Origin of the sequence: Nitrobacter sp. 62-13 (genome assembly GCF_001896955.1) — a bacterium.
In the GTDB taxonomy this organism is placed as follows: Bacteria; Pseudomonadota; Alphaproteobacteria; order Rhizobiales; family Xanthobacteraceae; genus Nitrobacter.
The window spans coordinates 24444-48798 of record NZ_MKRN01000154.1 but is presented as its reverse complement, the minus strand read 5'-3'; the positions used below and the strand labels follow the sequence as shown (position 1 = coordinate 48798).

The following is a 24355-nucleotide window of genomic DNA, read 5'->3' as shown; positions in this document are numbered from 1 at the left end:
CCACCGGCGTCGCAAAGGCGAACTGAATCCAGTTCGACAGCGTCGGCTCGACCCAGCCATGCGCGCCGGCGATATGCCCGCCCATGTCCAGCACGATCACAGGCAAAGCGAGGATCAATCCGATCCAGAAACGGCGCGACATGTCCGCCAGTTCGGGATTCCGCGCGTCGTCCAGCGACACCAGTTCGGGCTCCAGCGCCATTCCGCAGATGGGACAGGCGCCGGGGCCGACCTGGCGGACTTCGGGATGCATCGGACAGGTGTAGACAGTGCCTTCAGGCGCGTCCGCGGGGGGCGCCTTGGACTTGTCGAGATACGACTGCGGGGACGCGGCGAATTTGGTTCGGCAGCCCGCGGAACAGAAATGATAGGTCGCGCCCTGGTGATCGAAGCGATGCTTGCTGGTCTGCGGGTCGACGCTCATGCCGCAGACGGGATCAAGCACCTTTCCATCGTGCGCACCGACAGGATGCCGATCGTGATGATGTGCCTGTTTGTCGTGGGGCGCCGGCGCGCCATGGTCATGCGCGGTCACGGCGTTTCCGCCGCCGCAACTCGATCCATCAGATGCGCCGGCGGAAGATGAAGCCTGCGCCCCGTCCGCGCTGCAGCAGCCATTTTTCGACGTTGCCTGCTCGGCTGTGCTCATCCGGAATCTCCGCGTTCGGCGCTTGCAGTACATACCCTATAGGGGTATATACTGTGCATGCGCGACAATCTCAAGGCATCCTGCCGCAAACGATTGAGCCGGATCGAAGGCCAGGTACGCGGCCTGTCGCGAATGGTCGATGAAGACCGATATTGCATCGACATCGTGACGCAGATTTCGGCCGTGCGCGCCGCGCTGCGGCGTGTCGAGGAAGAAGTGCTCAAGGATCACGTGGCGCATTGCGTCGAGCATGCGATTACAAGCGGCAACAAGGCCGATCAGCGCCGCAAGATTGCCGAACTGATGGCCGTCATCGAGCGGGCGGACCGGTAAGTCGAACGCATAACCGCTAAACGAGTTCAGTACGTCGCATGCGGCCTTCACTCGAGAGATCGCACAGGCAGCATTTTCATCTCTCGACGCATGCCTTTTCCCGAAAGCGGTAAAAGCACAGGCGCTCCGCACGTTTTATTCCATGAATGAAACTTTGAGTCTGCCAGAAATTTAAATCGATTCAGACTTCGCGCTTGCGAAAATTACGGCGGGAGGGCGTGAACCGGATATTTCGCGCGATAGATCACGATGATTTCGGATCGACCGATCCGAGGTCATCCTGACTTCGAAATATCGAGAGCGGACGAGCAAAACCCACTCCGCTTTTCCGCATTTCGCGCCAGGACTTTCACCGTTTCACGGAAACCGTGAAAAACCCTGGCTGCCTGTTTGATGCGTTTTCTTCATGCAAACCGGATTCTACTTCGCTCAAAAGCGCTCTATCGCATCCGTCTCGCCGCCTCGACCATGTTGACGAGCGCCGGCCTGACCTCCTCCCACTTGCGGGTCTTCAGCCCGCAATCCGGATTGATCCAGAGCTGGGTATCGGAAAGGCGCTGCCGCGCGAGCTTGAGCAGGCTCGTCATCTCGTCGACCGCCGGCACGCGCGGGGAGTGAATATCGTAGACGCCGGGACCGATCTCGTTCGGATATTTGTAGTTCCTGAAGGCGTCGAGCAACTCCATCTTGGAGCGCGACGTCTCGATCGAGATGACGTCGGCGTCCATCGCCGCGATCGCGTCGATGATGTCGTTGAATTCCGAATAGCACATGTGGGTGTGGATCTGGGTCGCATCAGTGACGCCGCTCGCACACAGACGGAAACATTCGACGGCCCAGTCGAGATACGCCTTCCATTCGGACCGGCGCAGCGGCAATCCCTCGCGCAGCGCGGCCTCGTCGATCTGGATCATCGACGCTCCGGCCGCCTCCAGGTCGACGACCTCGTCGCGGATGGCGAGCGCGATCTGCCGGCAGGCAAGGCTGCGCGGCACGTCGTCGCGCACGAAGGACCAGTTGAGGATGGTCACAGGGCCGGTGAGCATGCCCTTCATCGGCTTGAATGTCAGCGTCTGTGCGTATGTCCACCAGCCGACGGTCATCGGGTTCGGCCGCGACACGTCGCCGAACAGGACCGGCGGACGGACGCAGCGCGAGCCGTAGCTCTGCACCCAGCCGTGCCTTGTGAAAGCGAATCCGGAAAGCTGCTCCCCGAAATACTGCACCATGTCGTTGCGCTCGAACTCGCCGTGCACGAGCACGTCGAGGCCGATGTCTTCCTGCCAGCGGATGGTTCGCGCCGTCTCCTCCCGCAAAAACTTCTCGTAGTCGGCATCGCTCATTGCGCCCTTGGCATGCGCCGAGCGCGCCTTGCGCACCTCGGCGGTCTGCGGGAACGAGCCGATGGTTGTCGTGGGGAACGACGGAAGGCCGAAGCGGTCGCGCTGCAACTTGGCGCGATCGGCAAAAGCGCTCTTGCGCCGGGCCATGCCGGGCGCAACCGCTCCGATGCGTGCCGCAACGGCAGCATCATGAACCTTCGGAGACGCCTTGCGCGCCGCCGCGGCGTCTGCCGATGCTTTCAGGGCGTCGGCGACCGAGGCGCGGCCCTTGGCGAGCGCCTCGCCGAGCGTCGCCAGCTCACCCATCTTCTGCACCGAAAAGGCGAGCCAGCTTTTCAGCTCGGCATCGAGATCGGTTTCAAGCGACACGTCGATCGGCACATGCAGAAGCGAGCAGGACGGCGCGACCTGCAAATGGTCGACTCCGCGTTTGGCGACAACGGGCTCCAGGCGGTCGAGCAGCGCCGGCAAGTTGGCGCGCCAGATGTTGCGACCGTCGATCACGCCGAGAGACAGGACCAGATCCCGTCTCGCCTTTGCCGCCACCGCCTCGAGCTGGTCCGGAGCGCGAGCGAGATCAATGTGAAGTCCCGTGACCGGCAGCGACAATGCGGTGTCGAGATTGTCCCCGATGCCGCCGAAATAGGTGGCCAGCATGATCTTCAGATTTGGCAGTGCTCGCGCAAGCTGTTCATAGGTCGCGCGCAACGCCTTGCGGGTCGCATCGTCGAGATCGAGCACGAGACAGGGCTCGTCGAACTGCACCCATTCCGCGCCCTCCGCGGCAAGGCGCTTCAGCACCTCGATATAGACCGGCAGCAGACCGGAAAGCAGCGACAGCGGATCGAGATTCGCGTCCTTGCTCTTGCCGAGTTTCAGATAGGTGACGGGACCAAGCAGCACGGGCCGCGTCTGATACCCGAGAGCCCTGGCCTCGCGATATTCATCGACGGCCTTCAGCGACGAGAGTTCGAATCGTTGGCCCTTGCTGAATTCGGGGACCATGTAATGATAATTGGTATCGAACCACTTGGTCATTTCCTGCGCCGGCGCGCCGTGAGCGTGGCCCTCACCCCGATGACCATGCGCACAGGCTGCATCGCCATTTCCGCCCTGCGCGCCACGCGCCATCGCGAAATAGGTGGCGAGCGGCACCGGCCCGCTTTCCCATCCGTAGATGTCCGGGATCGCTCCCACCATGACGCTGGTGTCGAGCACGTGATCGTAGAGCGTGAAATCGTTGGACGGGATGACGGTGACGCCGAGCGACTTCTGGCGCGCCCAGTTCGCGGCGCGCAAGCTGGCCGCCGCTTCAAGCAGCGCGGATTCGTCGGACTTGCCCGACCAGTAGCTTTCGAGCGCGATTTTCAGTTCGCGACGCGGGCCGATGCGCGGCGTGCCGAGCGTGGCGACAGGGAGAGAGGAAACTGACACGGCTTTACCCCATGTGTTGGGGGCTGGGCCTTAGCGACGCGGCATGGGAATCCTGGCGAGGCTTGCCATGAAACCGCAAGCGCACCACCGGGACACCCCGCCCGAGGACGACTATGTTGCCGGGGCAGGTCTCCTGGCTCGCGGGTCTCGGCTTCGGTCCGGCCTTCCCGGGATTGCTCCCAGTGACACTGATGGACCACAGCTCGCCGCTTACAGTTGCGGGGGCAGCGCCGGCATTGCCCGGATCCATGGACGAAGGCCCATCGACCAGAGCGCACCGGCTTCCCTCTTAGCTCCAGGCTTGAATGTCCCGGAGAACCTCGACCACTAATCCTATGGGCCAGCGGGTCCGGACCGTCAACCGCCAAAGCGGAATCAGGTCGAATCCGAATCGTTCTCGTTCCGGTAGAATTGCGTGCCGATCGCGATCGGCGAACGGCCCTGCTCCCTGCGGTGCTGATTGGTGTCGCGCAGCGAATAGACGCAGCCGCAATATTCCTGCTGGTAGAATTCCTCGCGCTTGCTGATCTCGATCATGCGCTGTGCGCCGCCGCCCTTGCGCCAGTTGAAATCCCAATACGACAGGCCGTCATAAAGTCCGGCGGCGCGATGGCCGCAGTCATTGATCTGCGCCATGTTCTTCCAGCGGGAGATGCCGAGCGACGATGTCATCACCGGAAAACCGTGCTCATGCGCATAGAGCGCGGTGCGCTCGAAGCGCATGTCGAAGCACATGGTGCAGCGCGCCCCGCGTTCCGGCTCCCACTCCATCCCCTTGGCGCGCGCGAACCAGTTGTCCTTGTCGTAATCGGCATCCACGAACGGCACGCCATGCTTTTCCGCGAAGCGGACGTTCTCGTCCTTGCGCAGCAGATATTCTTTCAGCGGGTGGATGTTTGGATTGTAGAAAAAGATCGTGTAATCGATCCCCGAGGCCAGCATCGCCTCCATCACCTCGCCCGAGCAAGGCGCGCAGCAGGAATGCAAAAGCACTTTCTTCTGCCCGTTCGGGGGCGTCAGGTTCGGTCGGACGAAATCGTTCACGGTCAGGCTCGGCGGTTGAGCCGCGAAACATAGGGCGCGGCGTCTCTCTCGGGATAATGGGCTGTATGATCGAAGCGTCAAGAGTGGTTGAACGGCGAGTCCGTTTCGGACCGCTGTGGATTGCGAGCGTTCCGCGTCCGGATTCAAAACGATTTGTTGACACTGAATGAGGTGAAGATACTAAATATAGTGGTCACGGTCTCTCGAGTCGCAATGCCGAGAGCTAAGAGGGAAGCCGGTGCGCTGGGGCAAATGACCCGGCAATGCCGACGCTGCCCCCGCAACTGTAAGCGGCGAGCCGAAGTCCACTGAATGTCACTGGGGTCGCAAGGCCTTGGGAAGACCGGACTGACGCCTGGACCCGCGAGCCAGTAGACCTGCCGTGTCGCAAAGAACGTCCCTGGGCGGGGTGTCCCGGCGGGCCGCATGGCAGCAATCGCGGCATCTGCCGCGGCATTCCTGTGCGCGTCTCCGCACGATCCCGCTCGCAACAAAACTGGGGTTTGAGCGATGTCCGTCGCAACCGAAACTGCATCCGCTGCGCGTTCCGTGCGTCCGTCTTTGTCCACTTCGGCCGCGGCGGCGTCCAGCGAACCCGCGTATCAGGTCATCCGGCGCAACGGATCGGTTTCGCCGTTCGACTCCTCGAAGATTGCGATCGCACTGACCAAGGCGTTCCTCGCGGTCGAAGGCAGCAGCGCCGCCGTCTCGCGCCGGGTCCACGACATCGTCGCTGAGCTGACCGGCCAGATCGTCGCCAGCCTGACCCGGCGCACCGACGCCGGCCGCACCTTCCACATCGAGGACATTCAGGATCAGGCCGAACTCGCGCTGATGCGAAGCGAGCATCACAAGGTCGCGCGCGCTTACGTGCTCTACCGCGAGGAACGGGCGCGCCAGCGGACCAAAGCGCAGGAGTCGAAGACGAAGAAGGGCGGCGCGGCGGCCGCGACGCCTGCGTTGCGGATGAAGTCGGCGGACGGATCATTGACGCCTCTCGACACCCGACGCCTCGCCACTGTGGTGGAGGAATCCTGCGCCGGTCTTGACGGCGTCACTGCCGAGGCCATCCTGAGCGAAGCGCATCGCAATCTCTACGACGGCATCAGCGCGGACGAGCTGGCGCTGGCGCCGATTCTCGCGGCGCGCACGCTGGTCGAGACCGATCCAGACTACGCCAAGGCGAGCGCACGGCTTCTGCTCGACAAGCTGCGCCGCGAGGCATTGAGCTTCATTGCCGGACGTCCCGAGCAGGCGACGCAGGCGGAGATGGCGGAGCGATATGCGGACTATTTCCGCGCCTATGTGCAAACCGGCATCGCCAACGATCTGCTCGATCCGGAGATCGCGCGCTTCGATCTCGACCGGCTTGCGGCCGCGCTGAAGGCGGAACGCGACCTCCAATTCGACTATCTCGGCCTCCAGACCCTTTACGATCGATACTTCCTGCATGTCCGAAGCACGCGTTTCGAACTGCCGCAGGCATTCTTCATGCGCGTCGCCTGCGGGCTGGCGCTGCGCGAGATCGACCGCGAAGAGAAGGCGATCGCCTTTTACGACCTGCTTTCGTCGTTCGATTTCATGGCATCGACACCGACGCTGTTCAACGCCGGCACATTGCGGCCGCAGCTTTCGTCCTGTTTTCTCACGGCCGTCGCCGACGATCTCGACGGCATCTTCAAGGCGATCAGGGACAATGCGCTGCTCTCGAAATACGCCGGCGGTCTCGGCAACGACTGGACGCGCGTGCGCGGGCTCGGCGCCCACATCAAGGGCACCAACGGCGAAAGCCAGGGCGTGGTGCCGTTCCTGAAGGTTGCGAACGACACCGCGATTGCGGTCAACCAGGGGGGCAAGCGCAAGGGCGCGGTGTGCGCCTATCTCGAAACATGGCACGTCGACATCGAGGAGTTCCTCGATCTGCGCAAGAACACCGGAGACGACCGCCGCCGCACCCATGACATGAACACGGCGAACTGGGTGCCGGACCTCTTCATGCAGCGTGTCGAGGAGGACGGCGTCTGGACGCTGTTCTCACCCGACGAAACGCCGGACCTGCACGACCTCACCGGCAAGGCTTTCGCCGAACGCTATGTCCATTATGAAGAGAAGGCCGTGCGCGGCGAACTGCGCGTGACCAAACAGGTCCGCGCCGTCGACCTGTGGCGGCGCATGCTGACCATGCTGTTCGAGACCGGCCATCCCTGGATCACGTTCAAGGATCCGTGCAACCTGCGCTCGCCGCAGCAGCATTGCGGCGTCGTGCATTCCTCGAACCTCTGCACCGAGATCACGCTCAACACGTCGAACACCGAGGTCGCGGTCTGCAATCTCGGCTCGGTCAACCTCGTCAACCATCTGCACGACGGCGAACTCGACCACGAGCACCTCGCACGCACGGTGAAGACCGCGATGCGCATGCTCGACAACGTGCTGGACGTGAATTTCTACACCATTCCGGAGGCACGGACCTCGAACCTGCGCCATCGTCCGGTCGGACTCGGCATCATGGGCTTTCAGGACGCGCTCAACATCCTGCGCCTGCCCTATGCCTCGGATGAGGCCGTCTCGTTCGCGGACGAAAGCATGGAGGCGATTTCGTACTGGTCGATCTCCGGCTCGGTCGACCTCGCGGCCGAGCGCGGCCGCTATCCCTCCTATGAGGGATCGCTGTGGTCGAAAGGCATCCTGCCGCTCGATTCGCTTTCGCTCGTCGACGAGGCGCGCGGCGCGCCGGTCGACCTCGATCGCTCCAGCCGCCTTGACTGGGACTCACTGCGCCGGCGCGTCATGACAATCGGCATGCGCAATTCAAATTGCATGGCGATCGCACCGACCGCGACGATCTCCAATATCTGCGGCGTGTCGCAGTCGATCGAGCCCGCCTATCAGAACCTCTACGTCAAATCCAACATGTCCGGCGACTTCACCGTGGTGAACGCTCATCTCGTGCGCGATCTCAAGGCGCGCGGGTTGTGGGACGAGGTGATGATCTCGGACCTCAAATATTTCGACGGCAGCGTGGGCCAAATCGATCGCGTGCCTGACGATCTCAAGGCGCTCTACGCCACGGCCTTCGAGATCGACACAACCTGGCTGATCGATGCCGCCGCGCGCCGACAGAAGTGGATCGACCAGGCGCAGTCGCTCAATCTTTACATCGCCAACCCGAACGGCAAGAAGCTCGACGCACTCTATCGCCACGCCTGGAAGCGCGGTCTCAAGACTACCTATTACCTGCGTTCACGATCCGCGACGCATGTCGAAAAGTCGACCTTGAAAGGCACCGACGGCAAGCTCAACGCAGTCTCGGCGTCGGCGGCGGCATCGAACGGCCGCGCTACCGACACCGCCGAGACCGACGGCTGGAAAGCCTGCCGCATCGACGATCCGACCTGCGAGGCGTGTCAATAACACGGAGTCTCCCCGCCAATGGCCCCGGATCAGTAGCGCACCGGGCGCACACGAATCCCGCCTTTGCGGGAACGACATCGAAACAACAGGAACATCACCATGCTCGATTGGTCCGACACCTCTCCTTCCGCGCAACCTGTTCCGCCGCGGACGCGTGCGCATCATGCCGAGGCGTCTGATTCATCGTCGAGCGCGACAACGACCGAGATCCAGACCGACGCGACCGGCCTCGGCGAAATCGACCGCGGCGCCGCGCGGGTGCGCGTCGACGACAAGCGGATGATCAACGCCCGCGCCGACGTCAACCAGCTCCTGCCGCTGAAATACCGCTGGGCCTGGGAAAAGTATCTCTCCGGCTGCAACAACCACTGGATGCCGACGGAGGTGTCGATGCAGGCCGACATAGCGCTGTGGAAGTCGAAGGACGGCCTCACCGACGACGAGCGGCGCATGATCAAACGCAACCTCGGCTTCTTCGCGGCATCGGAGTCGCTCGTCGCCAACAACATCGTGTTGGCGATCTACCGCCACCTCACCAACCCGGAATGCCGGCAATATCTGCTGCGGCAGGCCTTCGAGGAAGCGGTGCATACCCATACGTTCCAGTACATCGTCGAGAGCCTCGGCCTCGACGAAGGCGAGCTGTTCAATATGTATCGCGAGGTGCCGTCCATCACCGACAAGGCGGCCTGGGCGCTCAAGCACACCCAGCATCTCGACGATCCCGGCTTCAAGACCGGCACGCCGGAAGCCGATCAGGCGTTTTTGCGTGACCTGGTCGCCTTCTATGTCGTGTTCGAAGGCATGTGGTTCTATACCGGCTTTGTGCAGATTCTCTCGCTCGGCCGCCGCAACAAGATGGTCGGTATTGCCGAACAGTACCAGTACATCCTGCGCGACGAGTCGATCCACCTGAACTTCGGAATCGACGTCATCAACCAGATCAAGATCGAGAACCCGCATCTCTGGACCAAAACGTTCCAGGAAGAGGTGCGCGCCATGCTCAAGAATGCCGCCGAGCTCGAAGCCGCCTATGGACGGGACACCATGCCGCGCGGCTTTCTCGGCCTCAACGCGACGCTGTGCGAAACCTACATGCACGTCATCGCCAACCGCCGCTGCGCCCAGCTCGGACTGGCGCCGGTGTACGCCGAGGCCGACAACCCGTTTCCATGGATGAGCGAGGCGATGGACCTCAAGAAGGAAAAGAACTTTTTTGAGACGCGCGTCATCGAATACCAGAATGGCGGCGCGCTCGTCTGGGATTGAAGACGAGAAGCGGCTTGGGTCGCTGGAACTCCTGCGGCTGCGATCGCGTTTTGAACGAGGCGCCTCGCATCGAGGTTCGGACGGAATGGCTTATGCAGGCAGACAGAGGCTACGGTGCTCCAGGATAGCCATTATCATCGCTTGTCTCGGCCTGGCGATCGGCGGAATTGGTTCGGCACGAGCGGCGCTCTCGCGCGCGGATATAGCCCGCGTCCAGGCCGCGCCTGAGCCCAACGCCCCTCTGCCCACAGACTTGGCACTCACCGATGAAAAGGACACGACGAAAACCTTGCGGCAATGGCTGAATGGGAAGCCAACAATATGGGTCCTGGCCGACTATACCTGCAAGACATTGTGCGGACCTGCGATTGGCGCGGTCGCAGACGCGCTCGATCGGAGCGGACTTCGACCGGGTCAGGACTTCAACTACATGGTTGCCGGGCTCGACGCCAAGGATACAGCCGCCGACGCGGCAACCATGAAGCATGCACGGATCGACGGCTCGCTCGCCGATTACACTTTCTTCCTGCGTGCTTCGCCACGGGATACCGCAACTCTCCTTCATGCGTTCGGATTTCAGCCGGTCTATGACCGCGACAACGACCAGTTCGCGCACCCCGAAGCCGCCTTTGTCGTGACCCCGCAGGGACGGATTGCCTTCATGCTTTCGGATCTTGCGTTTCGACCTTCCGACCTGCGGCTGGCGCTGGTCAGCGCTTCGCAGGGCCGTGTCGGGTCGCTTGCCGATCATATCCGGCTGTTGTGCTACGGTTTCGACCCGGCGCGCGGTGTTTACAATGTTGCGATCGGCCGCGTGCTGGCGGGAGCCGGCGCGGTCACCGTGATTTCCCTCATCCTGCTGATCGCGGGGCTGCTGCGCGCAGACCCCTCCTCGCGGGGTTGAGCAGGCGATCATGCCAGGCGTTCGTGATTTCAAAGGCGAGAAGCAGGAGCGCGCCCACTAAAGTCAGCGCCGGTATCAATGCCAGCACGGCAGGGACGGCCGCGAGCCGAGACATCGCCGGCATCATCAGCACGGCAGCTTCGACGAGGCGCATGGCGAGCGTGAGCGCGCAAAGCCCCGAAAGCCATCGGCGGCTGCGGCGAACCCGTATATTCAGGAGCGCGAAGAACGGAAAGATAAACTGGCCCACCGCGAGAACAACGAGCACGTATTGCCAGCCGTCAACAGATCGTTTGAGATACCATACGACCTCGCCCGGAATGTTGGCGGACCAGATAACGATGTACTGCATGGCATGCAGATATCCCCACAGCAAAATGGTCGACAGCAACAGCCCGCTATAGCCGCTGATGCCGACCAGGCGGCGCCCCAGCTGCAAGCCGGCGCCGATCGCAAAGGCAACGCCGGCAGTCAGCACAAAGCTCAGATAGAGCAATCCATAGATGGACGAATGAAAATCCGGCTGCAGCGACTCCAGCCAATCCACGCCGGCCAGCGACACCAGCAATGCGTAAACGATCAATCCCACGGAGGCCACGCGGACCATTCGCGCGCGATCGGGCCACGCGACGCGCAGCCGCCACCCCAGAATCGTCCATGCGACAAAATAGAAAACCGTGCGCGCGGCGAAAAACCACGGTGCGAGATAAATGGCCTTGAACGTCGGCAGAGAAACAGTATCCGATGCCGCCGGATAGAGCGAGCCGAGGAAAACCAAAACCGGAATGAACAGGACGCCGGCCAAAGGCATGGTCGCGGTGGCAGCCATCAGCACGGGATGCAAGGTTTCCGTCCAGTCGCGCCGCACCAGATAGCTCACCATCAGCACGCCGAGCGAACCGATCGGAATAGCACTGAGCGCGACCCAGGCGACCAGATAGGCCGCAAGCGTGGACCGGCCATCGACGGCCGCACCGGCAGAAAGCAGGATTGCAGCAAGCGCGGCCATGCTCAAATTGATGCGGGCGCTCACGGCATCGACTCCAGTCTGGCGCGCTGATCCGGCGGCACATCGTCGAGCGAAGCGCGGCGACTCAATTGCAGCGCGCGGATATAGGCGACGATAGCCCAGCGGTCACGGGACGGGATCCGCGACGCATAGGAATACATCGCACCATAGCCATCGGTGATCACATCGAAGAAATGCTGGTCGTCGGCCGCAACGAGCCTCGGATCGTGATAGCTCGTCGGATGCGGCATGCCTCGCTGCACGATCCTGCCGTTGCCGTCGCCGCCCGCGCCGTGACAGGGCGAACAGAAGATCGTGAACCTTTGACGGCCGCGTTCGAGGAGGTCTGCGGTCAGCGCCGGCCTTTGCGTCGCCTCCTTCTCCTTTGCCAGTGCGTCGCGCGCCACCGCTCCTGCCGGCGGATTACGCGCGCTGCTCGAGCGAAAAAGCGGCGCTCTCGCATATTCGCCGTATCTCGGCTGAACCTCCATGTTCTGGTCGCAGCCGGCAAGGGCGAGCGCCGCCAGCAACAGCACGATGGTTCTCATGACGGCACGAGCTCCACCGAAATCGCGCCAAGTCCTTTCAGAAACGACGCCGTCACCTGTTCGTCGAAGGCAGCGTCCCGGCTCTCCACGCAAAGAAAAAATCGATCCTTGCTGGCGAGATGAAAGCGTCTCGCTGCAAACAGCGGAAAGTTCAACCTCGGCAATCCGTTCTGCCACAGCATCACGACGATCATCGACAACGCTGAAAATAGAATCGTTAGCTCGAACGTGACCACCGCAAACGCTGACAGCGCATAAACGGGGCGTCCTCCGACGTTGAGCGGAAAGTCGAAACTGATATAGCTCTGCATCAGCAGGGCGAACGTGCCGCCGGCGAGGCCACCGAAAAGCCCCACCCAGGAAATCTTCGGACGCGGCAGGCGCAAGGTTCGTGCCAGCCCCTCGACCGGAAAGGGCGTAAACGCATCGAGGGCGCGATAGCCGGCCTCGCGTGTCTTGCGCGCCGCTGCCAGCAAGGCTTCCGGGCTGTCAAACTCCGCCAGCAGGCCATACGGGCGATCAGCCATGCGCCTGCTCCTTTTCCTCGTGCAACAGCTCCTTGGTTTCGAAAATGGAAATCATCGGAATGAAGCGGATGGCCAGCAGGAACGGCACCAGGAACAGGCCGATGGTGCCGAAATAGGTCGACCAGTCCCAGAAGGTCGGCGTGAAATGGCTCCAGGACGAGACCAGGAAATCACGATACAGGCTGGTGACCAGGATCATGTAGCGTTCGAGCCACATGCCGATCACGACCGCGATCGAAATCAGCATCAGAGTCCAGCCGGTCTGGCGCACGCGTCGCCACCACAGTGCCTGCAGCGGAACGAAATTGAGAATCACAGCGCCCCAATAGGTCCAGGCATAGGCACCGGCGGCGCGATCGAGCAGCGTCTGCATCTCATGCGGCTCGCCGGAATAAAACGCATCGAAAACCTCGAACACGTAGCCGTAGGCGGTCATCAGACCCGTCGCCAGCAGCACCATGCCGAGCAGATCGAGGTGCTGATCGGTAACGAGGTTCTTGAGCCCGAACCACGACCTTAGCGAAATCGCGATAATCGAAACCACCGCGAAGCCCGAGAAGGCGGCGCCGAGCACGAAATACGGCGGAAAAATCGTCGAATGCCAACCGGGAATCTGGCCCGCCGCAAACAGCAGCGAGACTTCGCTGTGAACCGACACGACTAGCGGCACGGCGAGCCCCGCCGTGAGCCGATAGGCTTGTGACCAGCGCTGCCAATGCGCCGCCGACCCGCGCCATCCCAGTGCAGTGATGCCGAAGAAGATCTGCCATCCGCGCCGGGTAGCGCGATCGCGGGCCGACGCCAGATCGGGAATGAGTCCGGTGTACCAGAACGCCAGGGAGACTGTGAGATAAGTCAGAACCGCCCAGATGTCCCACTCCAGCGGGCTGCGAAACTGCGGCCAAACGCCCATGGTCGCGGGATAGGGAAACATCCAGTAGAGATACCAGGGCCGGCCGAGATGCAGCACAGGATAGATGCCGGCGCACAATACCGCGAACAGCGTCATGGTTTCCGCGAACCGGTTGAGCGAATTGCGCCACTCGCTTCCGGTCAGAAGCAGCAGCGCCGAGATCAGCGTGCCTGCGTGGCCGATGCCGAGCCACCAGACGTAATTGTGGATTGCGAACGCCCAGTTGACGGGGATGTTGATGCCCCAGATTCCGACGCCGCGAGTGAACAGCTCGATTGTCGAAATAATCAACAACAGCAACAGCGCCAACGCGACCAGCATCGCGATCCACCAGCGGCGACGCGCAGGAAAGCGCAGGGGAATGCCGGTCAACTGATCGGCGATGCCGCCCATGCTTTGCCGCAACGACAGGATGCCGGAGGAGCGATCGGTCATCCCTGCTCCTCCTCGCTGTCGCGCCAGCGCGCGAGATAGGTGGTGCGCGGCCGCGTCCCCTGCTCTTCCAGCAACACGTAGTGACGTCCGTCGCGCCTGAGACGGGACACCTCCGACTGCGGATCGTTGATGTCGCCGAACGTAATGGCCTTGGTCGGACAAGCGCCCTGACAGGCGGTCACCACCTCGCCGTCGCGGATCGCGCGGTTATTCTTGTCGGCTGCGGCATGAGCGGCCTCGATCCGCTGCGTGCAATAGGTGCATTTCTCCATCACGCCGCGCGACCGCACGGTGACATCAGGATTGTCGGCAGCATGCAGCGGCGAATCCTCGGGCGCGCGGTAGTCGTAGAAATTGAAGCGCCGCACCTTGTAGGGGCAGAAGCTGGAGCAGGTGCGCGTCCCGATGCAGCGGTTGTAGACCATCTGGTTGACGCCTTCGGGACTATGGGTCGTGGCATGGACCGGACAACCCATTTCGCAAGGGGCCTGCTCGCACTGCATGCACGGTACCGGCTGAAAGAAGCTGCGCGGCGCCTCGACATCACCCGTGTAGTAGCGGGCGATCCGGAGCCAGTGCATTTCACGGCCGGCCTCGACCTGCTCCTTGCCGACCACAGGCACATTATTTTCAGCCGTGCAGGCGACAACGCAGGCGTTGCAGCCGATGCAGGAGTCGAGATCGATCACCATACCCCACGCATTCTTGGCCGATGGCCACGGCGGATAGAGGCTCGGCTCGCTGCTCGGCTCTGGCAGCGTCGGATGAGACGGACTGACTTCACGGACGAAATCAAATCCTTCCATGCGATGATGCAACTGCGTGATCGCGAGATTCTCGCGCGCTCCGGTCTTGCGCAGTGTGCCTTTGATGACCCCGGCGCCGTCGGCCGGAATCACCTCGAATGCGTTGTAGCCGAGATTGTCGCCGACCCGGCCGGCGCGGGTCCTGCCGTAGCCAAGCGACAGAGCGACCGTATTCGCGGCCTGCCCCGGCATCACCCAGATCGGCCCTTCTATGTGTCTATCACCGATGGCGACTTCGACGAGATCGCCATTCGACAACTTCAGATGCCGGGCCAAGGACGGGCTGACGCTGACGACATTGCCCCATGTCAATGTAGTCAGCGGCTTGGGCAACTCCTGCAACCAGCCAACGTTGGCGAAGCGCCCGTCCCAGACAGTCGGGTCGGGATGAAAGACAATATCGAAATCAGTTGACCCGGCATGAGCACCCATCTGTGGCAAGAGCTCCTGACGGACCGACATGCCGGTTACAAACGGTGCTGCGCCCGCAATGAAACCGTCGCGCAGCGCTTGCGACCAGTGCGCGTCGAACTGATCGCCAAATGCGGTTCGCCAGGTCTCGCGCACCGCGCCATCCGGCGAGGGATCGATTTCGCCGAGCAACATCGCAAAAATCTGATGCACGCTCCGAACGTCGTAGAACGGCGCGACGGCCGGCTGAATGATCGTCGCAGTGCCGTCCACGGCGCGAGCGTCGCTCCAGCTTTCCAGCGAATGTGTTAGCGGTAGCTGCCATTCGCATCGATCACCGGTTTCATCCTGCTCGAGACCGACATATATCGCCTCCCGAACTTTCCCGAGCGCATCGGCAAATCCGAGCGATACCGGCGTCGCATACGCCGGATTGGCGCCGATACCGATCAGCGTATCGACCTGCCCCGCACGCATGTCCGCAATCAAATCGGCCAACGTACCCGCGGAAGCCGGTCCCTCGAGGGGGGCGGTGAAATTCAACGTCTGACCCGGACTTTTCAAAACCTCATTGATCCGTGCGACCCACAAGGCTGTGTTGGCGTCACAGCACCCGCCGCAGGCGACGACGTTGCGTCCTGAGGAGGCCTTCAACGCAGGAGCTGCAGCCTCTATCCAGTAACGCTCGGGATCCCTGACCTCCATCGTCGATGCGCCGGCAACGCCGAGCCGCGCAGCCAAGGATTCAGCAACGATGGACATTCGTGAGGCGTCGGTGGCAAGCCGCTCGGCGGCCACCGCACCGGTCGCGGACGGCACAGGCTCGGCGACGAAAAGCCGGACGCCAGGTTCATAGGCATGGCGTCGGCGTGCGGCGGCCCAGGTCCGCGCATTCCGAACCTGATCGGGCCCAGGCCCGAGAAAATCGTCGTCGAAGCTGACGACGACCTCGCACTTATCGAGAGCGTAGTGGAGGTCGAGCGACCGGCCGTAGGCGGCTCGCGTCAGGCGGTGGCGGATAGTGCGGCCGACAACTTCAAATGTATGGACACGAGTTCGCGGAAATTCCGCGAGCAACGCATCGATCTGTCGAAGCAGGGTTGTCGACGTCGTCGGTTCCATCAGAAGACGCAGCCCCTCGCCCTGGGTTTTCGACCAGTTCGCTCGCTGCTCGCGGAAATGTCCGGCAACGTCTTTCCACGTGACCGGATCGCCCCGGCGTGTCGGCGATTGCGCGCGATCGGGATCGTAAAGGCCGAGAACCGCCGCCTGCATGAAGATGTCACTACGGCCCTGCGTAACCGGATGATCCGGATTGCCGTCCAGTTTTGTCGGGCGTCCCGCATAAGTCGTGGCGATCACCGGCTGGGCATAGCCCTCCAGCGTCACAGCAGTGGCGTAATAGCGAGGCACACCGGGATTGTCGTCCACCGGCTGATCGACGTAGGGCAGCGCGGCAACGAACGGACTCTTCTCGCAAGCCGTCAAGCCGGCAAGCGCAAAAGACGCCCCCATCAGCTTGAGGAACTGTCGCCGCGCGGTCGGCGGCAGTTCTATCGCGGCGGGAAACTCGGCGTTGACCCAGGCCTCGAATGAAGGATCGCCGGACAGTTCCTCTATACTTGACCAAAGCTGCGGCCGTTCGGTGGTGTTCTGGCTTGGCGATCGTTGCGGCATACGGCGGCTCATCGATGGCAAACGTAGCAATGGGTCAACTCGCCGACGCGAATGTTCTGATGGGCGATGATGGAATCACCGGTCGCCCGCGCGTCGCCCTGCGGTTTCCAGCCCATCGCCGTGACGACGTCGGCCGGACGGAGATTCGGCGCCGGATCGCGGTGACAATCGAGGCAGAACTGCATGGTGAACGCCTTGGCGCGATAAGTCAGCGCCATCTCGTCGATACGACCGTGGCAGGTCTCGCATCCCACGCCCTTGGCGATGTGCACGTCGTGGCGGAAAAACACGTAGTCGGGCAGCCTTGCCACCCGTGTCCACACGATCGGCTTGTTCTCTGCAAGGCTTTCCCGAACCGGCGCCAGCATGCTGGCATTGGTCCAGATCTGGGAATGGCACGTCATGCAGGTCTTGGTCGGCGGCAAGCCGGCATGGGGACCGTTCTCGACGCTCGAGTGACAGTACCGGCAATCGATTCCGAGCTCGCCCGCGTGATGGCGGTGACTGAAGGGAACAGGCTGGGACGGACGGAAATCAACAGAAGTGACGTAGTCTGAACGCGCCACCCCGACAATCATCACCGCGCCGCCCGCGGTCAGCGCAAGGCTCGTCACCAGGAATAGTCGCAGCCATGTGTCGGCAGCAGGAGAAAAGATCTGGGTCATCCGCGCCGACCCTGCCGGGAAATATGTGCTCGGCTAATCCACGAGCACTGAAATCGTTCCTCGGCAGGAACTGACGCGCCTCCGGCGAATTATCGCACGTCGAGGACCCGCCGATGACAGAGCAGACAGGCTTCGATTACGAGCGAACCGACATCGCCAGTATCGGAATCGCCTGGATCGCCGGCGGCCTTGCGACATTTATCGTCGTCACGCCGCTTCTCATGCCGCTCATCTTTCCGCAAACGATGAAACACAAAAGTCCTGCAGCGCCGCCCGCATCGAGCGCTGATACACCGCGTCTCGAGATCGCGCCGCGCGACAATCTCGAACAATTCCGCCGCAGCGAAATGCAGCTCACCGACACTTACGGATGGTCGGACCGGGAACATGGACGAGTCCGGATTCCGATCGCGCAGGCTATGCAAATGCTGCTTCACAGAGGATTGGCTGGATGGCCATCGCCATGATCGCCGTCCATGCGTGCCGGCGCTGACCGGACGCTCGCGATGTGGCGCAAATGGATCCCGTTCTGGCATTCAGGCGTTTCGCTCCATGGCGGCGACGTCGATATGCTGTTCATCGGCCTGCTGATCGCAAGTTTGCTCGTACTCGGGCTGCTGTTTTTTCTTCTCACTCTTTTTTGCGTGCGCTATCGAGCGTCGAACGACGTCGATCGCGACCATCGGATTACCAAGAGCTGGCGCTGGGAAGTGGGCTGGACAGCAGCTTCTCTCGCTGGATTTCTCGTGCTGTTCGTCTGGGGAGCCGAAATCTACTTTCAGATCTATCGGACGCCGCCGGACGAATTGTCGGTTTTTGTGGTGGCCAAGCAGTGGATGTGGAAAGTCCAGCACAGCGGCGGGCAGTCCGAGATCAACGCGCTGCATATTCCGGTTGGGCGGCCAATCCGGTTGGTGATGGCGTCGCAGGATGTCATCCATAGCTTCTTCATCCCGGCCATCCGGCTCAAGCACGATGTGGTGCCGGGGCGCTATCAAGACCTCGAGATCGAGGTGGACAAGCCGGGGCACTACCATCTGTTTTGCGCGGAATACTGCGGCACCGAGCATTCCGGCATGACGGGCGAGATCGTCGCGATGGGGGCGCCGGACTATGCGACGTGGCTCGCGACGCAAACGCCGGCCGATTCGTTGACCCAGGAAGGCGGCGCGCTGTTTCGCGAGCTGGGATGCAGCGGCTGTCATGGGGCCGGCAGCAAAATCCACGCACCGTCCCTCGATGGTCTCTACGGACGCCCGGTCCCGCTGAGCGACGGCAGCTTCGTGACGGCGGATGACAAATACATCCGCGACTCCATCCTGCTGCCACGCAGCCAGATCGCGGCCGGCTACCAACCGCTGATGCCATCGTTCGAAGGCAAGGTGAGCGAGGAGCAGTTGCTTCGGCTGATCCTCTACATCAAATCGCTTGGCGGACCACACCCATGAACGAAGAGAGCTATCTTAATGCCGGCTACACCCTGCGATCGTGGTTCCTGACCACCGACCACAAGCGCATCGCCATTCTTTATTTCGCGAGCCTGCTCTTCTTTTTCTCTATCGGCGGGCTTGCGGCGACCGCGATCCGTATCGAACTCGCGACTCCCCAGGCAGACCTCGTCAGCTCCGACATGTACAATCGCCTGTTCACCATGCACGGCGTCATCATGGTGTGGTTCTTCCTGATCCCATCGATACCGAACACACTCGGAAACTTCATCGTTCCGCTGATGATCGGCGCCCGCGACCTTGCCTTCCCGCGTCTCAACCTGCTGAGCTGGTACCTGTTCATACTGGGCGGCAGCGTCACGCTGCTTGCCGTCGCCGCCGGCGGCATCGATACCGGCTGGACTTTTTACACGCCGTTCTCCACGCTTTATTCCAACAGCTACGTCGCTGTGGCCGTGACCGGTGTCTTTATTTCAGGGTTCTCCTCCATCCTCACCGGACTTAATTTTATCGTCACCATTCATCGCCTGCGCGCGCCCGGCCTGACCTGGTATCGCCTGCCGCTGTTCATATGGTCGCTCTATGCGACTTCCGTCATCCTCGTTCTGGCGACGCCTGTGCTGGCGATGACGCTTGTCCTGATCGTGGTCGAGCGCCTGCTCGGCGTCGGCATCTTCGATCCGAAAATCGGCGGCGATCCGCTGCTGTTCCAGCACCTGTTCTGGTTCTATTCGCACCCCGCCGTCTACATCATGATCCTGCCGGGCATGGGAGTCATCAACGAGCTGGTCTCATGCTTCTCCCGCAAGGCCGTGTTCGGCTACAAGTTCGTTGCCTGGGCGAGCCTCGCGATCGCTGCCGTCGGCTTCCTCGTCTGGGGCCATCACATGTTCGTCAGCGGACAATCGCTGCTGGCCAGCCTTGTGTTCTCCTTCATGAGCTTCATCGTCGCGGTGCCATCGGCCATCAAGGTCTTCAACTGGACGGCGACGCTGCACAAAGGCTCGATCCGTTTCGACGCGCCGATGCTTTATGCGCTGGCCTTCATCGGCCTCTTCACCATCGGCGGCCTGACCGGCCTGTTTCTCGCCTGCCTCGCCTATGACGTGCATGCGACGGACACTTATTTCGTCGTCGCACATTTCCATTACATCATGGTCGGCGGCATGGTGACGGCCTATTTCGGCGGGCTCCATTACTGGTGGCCGAAAATCACCGGCCGGCTTTATTCCGAATACTGGGCGCGAATCGCAGCCGTGCTCATTTTTGTCGGCTTTAACCTAACGTTCTTTCCGCAGTTCATCCTCGGCGCCGAGGGAATGCCACGGCGCTACCACGTCTATCCGCCTGAGTTTCAGCTATGGAACGTGCTTTCCTCCGGCGGCGCCAGCATCCTGGCAATCGCCTATCTGCTGCCGCTGTTCTATCTCGCTTACTCGCTTTTCTTTGGAGCCCGCGCGCCGGCCAACCCCTGGGATGCACCCGGCCTCGAATGGCAAACTCCCTCGCCGCCGCCCGAATTCAATTTCGTCTCGCAGCCCGTGGTGACGCGGCCGCCCTATCAATATACGCCTGACTTCCACGCGGAACCGCAAAATGCCTGACGACGGCGCCTTCGCTCCGCAATTTGTGTCCGCGCGTCATCGCGACGAGACGGCCGAACTCGGCATGTGGGTTTTCATCGCGACCGAAGTGCTGCTGTTCGGCGGTCTCATCCTGGGCTATTGCGTCTACCGTCACGCCTATCCCGCGGCCTTTGCTGCTGCGAGCCGTCATACCGAAATCGCGATCGGGACGGCGAACACCGCCATCCTCCTCACATCCAGCTTCCTGGTGGCCTGCGCAGTGGATGCATTTGCCGAGGAAACGCGAAAAACCTGCGTGGCGCTGCTGTCCGGCGCGATTCTGCTCGGGTCGTTGTTTATCGTCCTCAAGGGCATCGAATATGCGGGCGAGTACCGTGAACACCTGGTACCGGGACTTGATTTCAAATTTTCCGGCGAACTCGCCAACGGCGCAACGCTGTTTTTCATCTTCTATTTCGTCGCCACCGCGATCCACGCCCTGCACATGATGGTCGGCATCGGCCTGCTGATGGTTCTCGCCCGACTGATTTTGCGCGCGCCGACCGCGCGACACCGCGCCGCCCTGCACAGCGCCGCGCTTTACTGGCACTTCGTCGACGTGGTCTGGATATTTCTCTTTGCCCTGATCTACCTGCCCGGGAGGACGGCCTGATGCGCTGGCGTCCGCCCTTCGCATTGCTCGGTGCCTGGCTGGCGCTGTTGGCGCTGCTGGCGCTGACGGTGACGCTGTCTTTTGTGCCGCTCGGCAACCTCAACAGCGGCATCGCGCTGACCATCGCCGCGACCAAAGCCGCCATCGTCGCCGCAGTGTTCATGGAACTGCGGCACCGCGGCACGCGCACCTATATCTTTGCTGGCGCCGGACTGTTCTGGCTCGGCATTCTGCTGTGGCTCGGAATGATGGATTTCCTGACCCGCACCTGATCCAGGTCAACTTCAATTGACCCGCGCAGCCAGCGCGGAACGCGCCCTGCCTACATCCGCCGCGCTGACGGCCGAGTCTTGCTTGCCGAAATGACTCCGGACATAGGTCGCGACCGCCGCAATCTGGGCATCGTCAAGCTGCCAACCGAAGGCCGGCATGGCGGGACCGGTCGGCTCCTTCTCCGTCGAAACGCTCGCCGCTCCCTGGATGATCACCCGCAACACGGTGTCCGGCTTCGCCGCAGAGACGGTCGCGACTTCCGTCAGGTTCGGAAACATTTGCGGCACGCCCTTGCCGTCCCCCCGATGGCAGGCCGAGCAAAGGTCCTGATAGATGGCGCCCCCTGCGTTCATGACGTCCTTGTCTGGCGATGCGGTCTTTCCCGGTGCCGATCCGGAAAGGTCCTTCAGATAGATGGCGATGTCTTCCACGTCGCCATCAGTCAGATGAGAGGTCGAACGTCCGACAACCTCGCCCATCAATCCGGCCGCTGCGGCATTCTTGTTGTGCCCGGTTTTAAGATAGGCAGCGATATCCTCGACCGACCAGTCGCGCAACGATCCCTGCTTGCCGGTAATCTCCGGCGCGGTCCAGCCTTGCAGGACGGAACCATGCAACGCCTTGGACGATTCATCACTGCCCAGTAAAGTCTTCGGAGTATGGCACGCGCCGCAATGCCCCGGCCCCTGAACCAGATAGGCGCCTCGATTCCACTCCTTCGACTTCGAGGCGTCGGGCCGGAATTCGCCCGGCGTAAAGTACATCGCGTCCCACGCGATCATGGAGGAGCGAAGATCGAAGGGAAACGGAAGGCGATTGACCGTCACCGCATTATGCACGGGCTCAACGGTGTCGAGATAGGCGCGGATATCAGCCACGTCCTGCCGCGACATGCGCGTGTAGTACGGAAACGGCATCGCCGGATAGAGCCGCGCGCCGTCGCGGCTGCGTCCGCGCCGAACGGCGGCGTCGAACTCGTCGTCGGTCCAGGCGCCGATGCCGGTTTCTCGGTCGGGAGTGATGTTGGGCGCCGCGAGAACCCCGAACGGAGTTTCGATCGGCCGGCCGCCGGCAAAGGGATGAGCGCTGCCGGGTGTTGTATGGCAGCTTCCGCAATCGGCGGCCGTTGTCAGATAACGCCCACGCTCGACTGCGGCGAAATCCTGCGAGCTGGCGCCGCGGGAAGGACCGGCGCACACGCACAGCGTCGCTGCGGCAATGGCTATGGCCACCACTCTACGCATCGATCAACCGCCCCGGGTTTTTCAGATACTTGCTGCGGATCGCATCCGCCGTCCAATAAGCGAGCGCAGCCACCGTTCCCGTCGGGTTGTATCCGGGGTTCTGCGGAAACGCGCTGGCGCCGGTGACGAACAGGTTCGGCACGTCCCAGCTTTGCAGATAGCGATTGAGCGTACTGTTTCCAGGAACGGTGCCCATGATCGCGCCGCCGCAAAGATGCGTGGTCTGATACTTCGTGATGTCATAGGGTCCCTTGCGATATTCCTTCTTGATCTGCTTCGCGCCCATCGCCTTGAAGATTTCCGCGAATTTGTCGGTCAGGAATTTGTTTTGCTTGAGTTCGTTGTCGTGGAAATCAATGGTCATGCGCGCCAGCGGACGGCCGAAGCGATCCTTGTAGGTCGGATCCAGATCGACGTAGACATCGCGATAGCTGTACATGCTGCCGTGCACGCCGGTCCCCGGCTTCAGCGCGCTTTGATAATTTTCCTTTACCGCCTTCTTCCATTCCGCGCCCCACGCCGGCGTGCCCGGCGGGACCGGCGTGGTCTCGATCGGCCGGCCGTTGGTCTGAACCTGCCCCATGTAACCGCCGCCGACAAAGCCGTGCGGTCCGTGATCGAAATTGTCGCCATTGAACTCGTCGATGCACATGCCGATAGCGCCGGACGCGATAAATGGATTGAAGACAAATTTGGCGGGATCGAAGAAACTCGTGACGTCGGAAATGGTCTGGTGCGTGAAATTACGGCCGACCGTGCCGGTATCGGCGATCGGATCGTAAGGCTCGCCAATTCCCGACAACAACAGCAGTTGCACGTTGAAGATCGTATAGGCGGACAGGATCACCAGATCGGCGGGCTGCTCCCATTCGTTGCCATCGGTATCCACGAAAGTCACGCCGGTCGCGCGCTTTCCCGATGCATCCAGGTTGATGCGCGTCACTTCGCTGTTGTCGCGCAGCGAGAAGTTCTGCTTGCGCAGCAGCGCCGGCAGGATCGTGGTCTGCGGCGTTGCCTTGGAGTAGTTGCCGCAACCGAACCATTCGCAGAAGCCGCAATAAGTGCAGGGCCCCAGCCGAACGCCGAGCGGATTGCGGTAGGGTTGCGACATGTTGCCGGACGGCTGCGGGAACGGCTTGTAGCCGAGTTCACGGGCAGCCTTCGCGAAAAGCGTCGCGCCAAAAGGCTGCTGTTGCGGCGGATTGGGATAGGGCCGCGAACGCGGACCCTCGAAGGGATTGCCGCCCTCGATGATCTGTCCATTGACATTGCCGGCCTGACCCGATGTCCCGCAAAGATATTCGAACCTGTCATAGTGCGGTTCGAGGTCGTCGTAGGTGATCCCCCAGTCCTGGATCGTCATGTCCTTCGGCAGGAAGTCCGCGCCATAGCGATTAACAAGGTGAGTGCGCGCGACGAAATCCGACGGCAGGAAGCGCCACGTCTCCGCGTTCCAGTGCACGCCGCCGCCGCCGACGCCATTGGGCGGCATGAAGGCTCCCCACGACCTGATCGGCAGCGCCGTCTGATTCATTTTGTTGCGGAAGGTGAAGGTGGTTTGCTCGGGACGAAGAAACAGGTCATGGCGAATGCGATAGCGCAACTCATCGGCCGCATAGCCCGGCGGATAGTCAGTCGCCGTATTGCGCCATGGCCCGCGCTCGATCGCGATCACGTCGAGTCCGGCATCGGCCAGTTCGTAGGCCATGATCGAGCCGGTCCACCCGAGGCCGACAATGACGACATCCTTGGCTGGCAATTTGCGGGACAT

Annotated in this window: 19 protein-coding genes, 1 pseudogene and 2 riboswitches; of the genes and pseudogenes, 9 read left to right on the top strand and 11 right to left on the bottom strand. The window is 62.0% G+C overall.

The annotated features are described in order from the left end of the window. A pseudogene (locus BGN91_RS10965) lies at positions 1-451 on the bottom strand (YHS domain-containing protein); the annotation flags it as partial. A gap of 255 nt (positions 452-706) precedes the next feature. Here BGN91_RS10965 and BGN91_RS10960 point away from each other — a divergent pair. After that, positions 707-982, top strand: coding sequence for a metal-sensitive transcriptional regulator (locus BGN91_RS10960; protein WP_292613052.1), 276 nt, complete (start codon positions 707-709; stop codon positions 980-982). Between the two features lie 440 nt (positions 983-1422). Here the strand turns inward: BGN91_RS10960 and metE are convergent, their stop codons facing one another. Together metE and BGN91_RS10950 are read right to left on the bottom strand one after the other, a co-directional pair. Further along, on the bottom strand, positions 1423-3759 hold the full coding sequence (gene metE, locus BGN91_RS10955; RefSeq protein WP_292613050.1) for a 5-methyltetrahydropteroyltriglutamate--homocysteine S-methyltransferase: 2337 nt from the start codon (positions 3757-3759) through the stop codon (positions 1423-1425). Positions 3760-3864: 105 nt separating this feature from the next. Further along, a riboswitch (cobalamin riboswitch) is annotated at positions 3865-4097 on the bottom strand. Positions 4098-4134: 37 nt separating this feature from the next. Next, the gene (locus BGN91_RS10950) at positions 4135-4803 is read right to left on the bottom strand and encodes an epoxyqueuosine reductase QueH (protein ID WP_292613048.1); all 669 of its coding nucleotides are present in this window, start codon (positions 4801-4803) and stop codon (positions 4135-4137) included. Positions 4804-4982: 179 nt separating this feature from the next. Then, positions 4983-5203, top strand: a riboswitch (cobalamin riboswitch). Between the two features lie 110 nt (positions 5204-5313). On the opposite strand from BGN91_RS10950, the gene BGN91_RS10945 reads away from it, so the two are divergent. From BGN91_RS10945 to BGN91_RS10935, 3 genes are all read left to right on the top strand, one after another. Beyond that, positions 5314-8217, top strand: coding sequence for a ribonucleoside-diphosphate reductase subunit alpha (locus tag BGN91_RS10945; protein ID WP_292613046.1), 2904 nt, complete (start codon positions 5314-5316; stop codon positions 8215-8217). Between the two features lie 99 nt (positions 8218-8316). After that, on the top strand, positions 8317-9486 hold the full coding sequence (locus BGN91_RS10940) for a ribonucleotide-diphosphate reductase subunit beta (protein WP_292613044.1): 1170 nt from the start codon (positions 8317-8319) through the stop codon (positions 9484-9486). Between the two features lie 253 nt (positions 9487-9739). After that, entirely contained in the window at positions 9740-10390 is a 651-nt protein-coding gene (locus BGN91_RS10935) for an SCO family protein (RefSeq protein WP_292613041.1), read from the top strand. On the opposite strand, the gene BGN91_RS10930 is transcribed toward BGN91_RS10935, so the two are convergent. Genes BGN91_RS10930 through BGN91_RS10905 form a run of 6 tightly spaced genes read right to left on the bottom strand, consistent with a single transcriptional unit; the run spans position 10338 to position 17381 of the window. Next, positions 10338-11423, bottom strand: coding sequence for a hypothetical protein (locus BGN91_RS10930; RefSeq protein ID WP_292613039.1), 1086 nt, complete (start codon positions 11421-11423; stop codon positions 10338-10340). The two genes, BGN91_RS10935 and BGN91_RS10930, sit on opposite strands and share 53 nt — an antisense overlap. Then, positions 11420-11947 carry a cytochrome c gene (locus BGN91_RS10925; RefSeq protein ID WP_292613037.1) on the bottom strand — a complete coding sequence of 176 codons (528 nt, stop codon included), beginning with the start codon at positions 11945-11947 and terminating at the stop codon, positions 11420-11422. Before BGN91_RS10925 ends, BGN91_RS10930 begins: the two co-directional genes overlap by 4 nt. Next, positions 11944-12474 (bottom strand): DUF3341 domain-containing protein, encoded by a 531-nt coding sequence (locus tag BGN91_RS10920; protein WP_292613035.1) that lies wholly within the window; start codon positions 12472-12474, stop codon positions 11944-11946. The genes BGN91_RS10925 and BGN91_RS10920 overlap by 4 nt, the downstream gene beginning before the upstream one ends. Beyond that, positions 12467-13822: an NrfD/PsrC family molybdoenzyme membrane anchor subunit gene (gene nrfD / locus BGN91_RS10915; protein ID WP_292613033.1), complete on the bottom strand. Its 1356-nt coding sequence runs from the start codon at positions 13820-13822 to the stop codon at positions 12467-12469. The genes BGN91_RS10920 and nrfD overlap by 8 nt, the downstream gene beginning before the upstream one ends. Next, positions 13819-16716, bottom strand: a complete 2898-nt coding sequence (locus BGN91_RS10910) for a TAT-variant-translocated molybdopterin oxidoreductase (RefSeq protein WP_292613031.1) — start codon at positions 16714-16716, stop codon at positions 13819-13821. Before BGN91_RS10910 ends, nrfD begins: the two co-directional genes overlap by 4 nt. A gap of 8 nt (positions 16717-16724) precedes the next feature. After that, complete coding sequence (locus BGN91_RS10905; protein WP_292613029.1) at positions 16725-17381, bottom strand: cytochrome c3 family protein; 657 nt, start codon at positions 17379-17381, stop codon at positions 16725-16727. Between the two features lie 113 nt (positions 17382-17494). Here BGN91_RS10905 and BGN91_RS10900 point away from each other — a divergent pair, with 113 nt between their 5' ends. Genes BGN91_RS10900 through BGN91_RS10880 form a run of 5 tightly spaced genes read left to right on the top strand, consistent with a single transcriptional unit; the run spans position 17495 to position 21339 of the window. Next, positions 17495-17848, top strand: a complete 354-nt coding sequence (locus BGN91_RS10900; protein ID WP_292613027.1) for a hypothetical protein — start codon at positions 17495-17497, stop codon at positions 17846-17848. A gap of 9 nt (positions 17849-17857) precedes the next feature. Then, the gene (coxB, locus tag BGN91_RS10895; protein ID WP_292613025.1) at positions 17858-18829 is read left to right on the top strand and encodes a cytochrome c oxidase subunit II; all 972 of its coding nucleotides are present in this window, start codon (positions 17858-17860) and stop codon (positions 18827-18829) included. Next, on the top strand, positions 18826-20433 hold the full coding sequence (gene ctaD, locus BGN91_RS10890; protein ID WP_292613023.1) for a cytochrome c oxidase subunit I: 1608 nt from the start codon (positions 18826-18828) through the stop codon (positions 20431-20433). The genes coxB and ctaD overlap by 4 nt, the downstream gene beginning before the upstream one ends. After that, positions 20426-21067 carry a cytochrome c oxidase subunit 3 gene (locus tag BGN91_RS10885; RefSeq protein WP_366408479.1) on the top strand — a complete coding sequence of 214 codons (642 nt, stop codon included), beginning with the start codon at positions 20426-20428 and terminating at the stop codon, positions 21065-21067. The genes ctaD and BGN91_RS10885 overlap by 8 nt, the downstream gene beginning before the upstream one ends. Continuing rightward, complete coding sequence (locus tag BGN91_RS10880; protein WP_292613021.1) at positions 21067-21339, top strand: cytochrome C oxidase subunit IV family protein; 273 nt, start codon at positions 21067-21069, stop codon at positions 21337-21339. Before BGN91_RS10885 ends, BGN91_RS10880 begins: the two co-directional genes overlap by 1 nt. 12 nt (positions 21340-21351) lie before the next feature. Here the strand turns inward: BGN91_RS10880 and BGN91_RS10875 are convergent, their stop codons facing one another. Both BGN91_RS10875 and BGN91_RS10870 read right to left on the bottom strand, forming a co-directional pair. Further along, a complete protein-coding gene (locus BGN91_RS10875) occupies positions 21352-22584 on the bottom strand; it encodes a c-type cytochrome (protein ID WP_292613019.1) in 1233 nt (410 codons plus the stop codon). Further along, positions 22577-24355 (bottom strand): GMC family oxidoreductase, encoded by a 1779-nt coding sequence (locus tag BGN91_RS10870; protein WP_292613017.1) that lies wholly within the window; start codon positions 24353-24355, stop codon positions 22577-22579. The genes BGN91_RS10875 and BGN91_RS10870 overlap by 8 nt, the downstream gene beginning before the upstream one ends.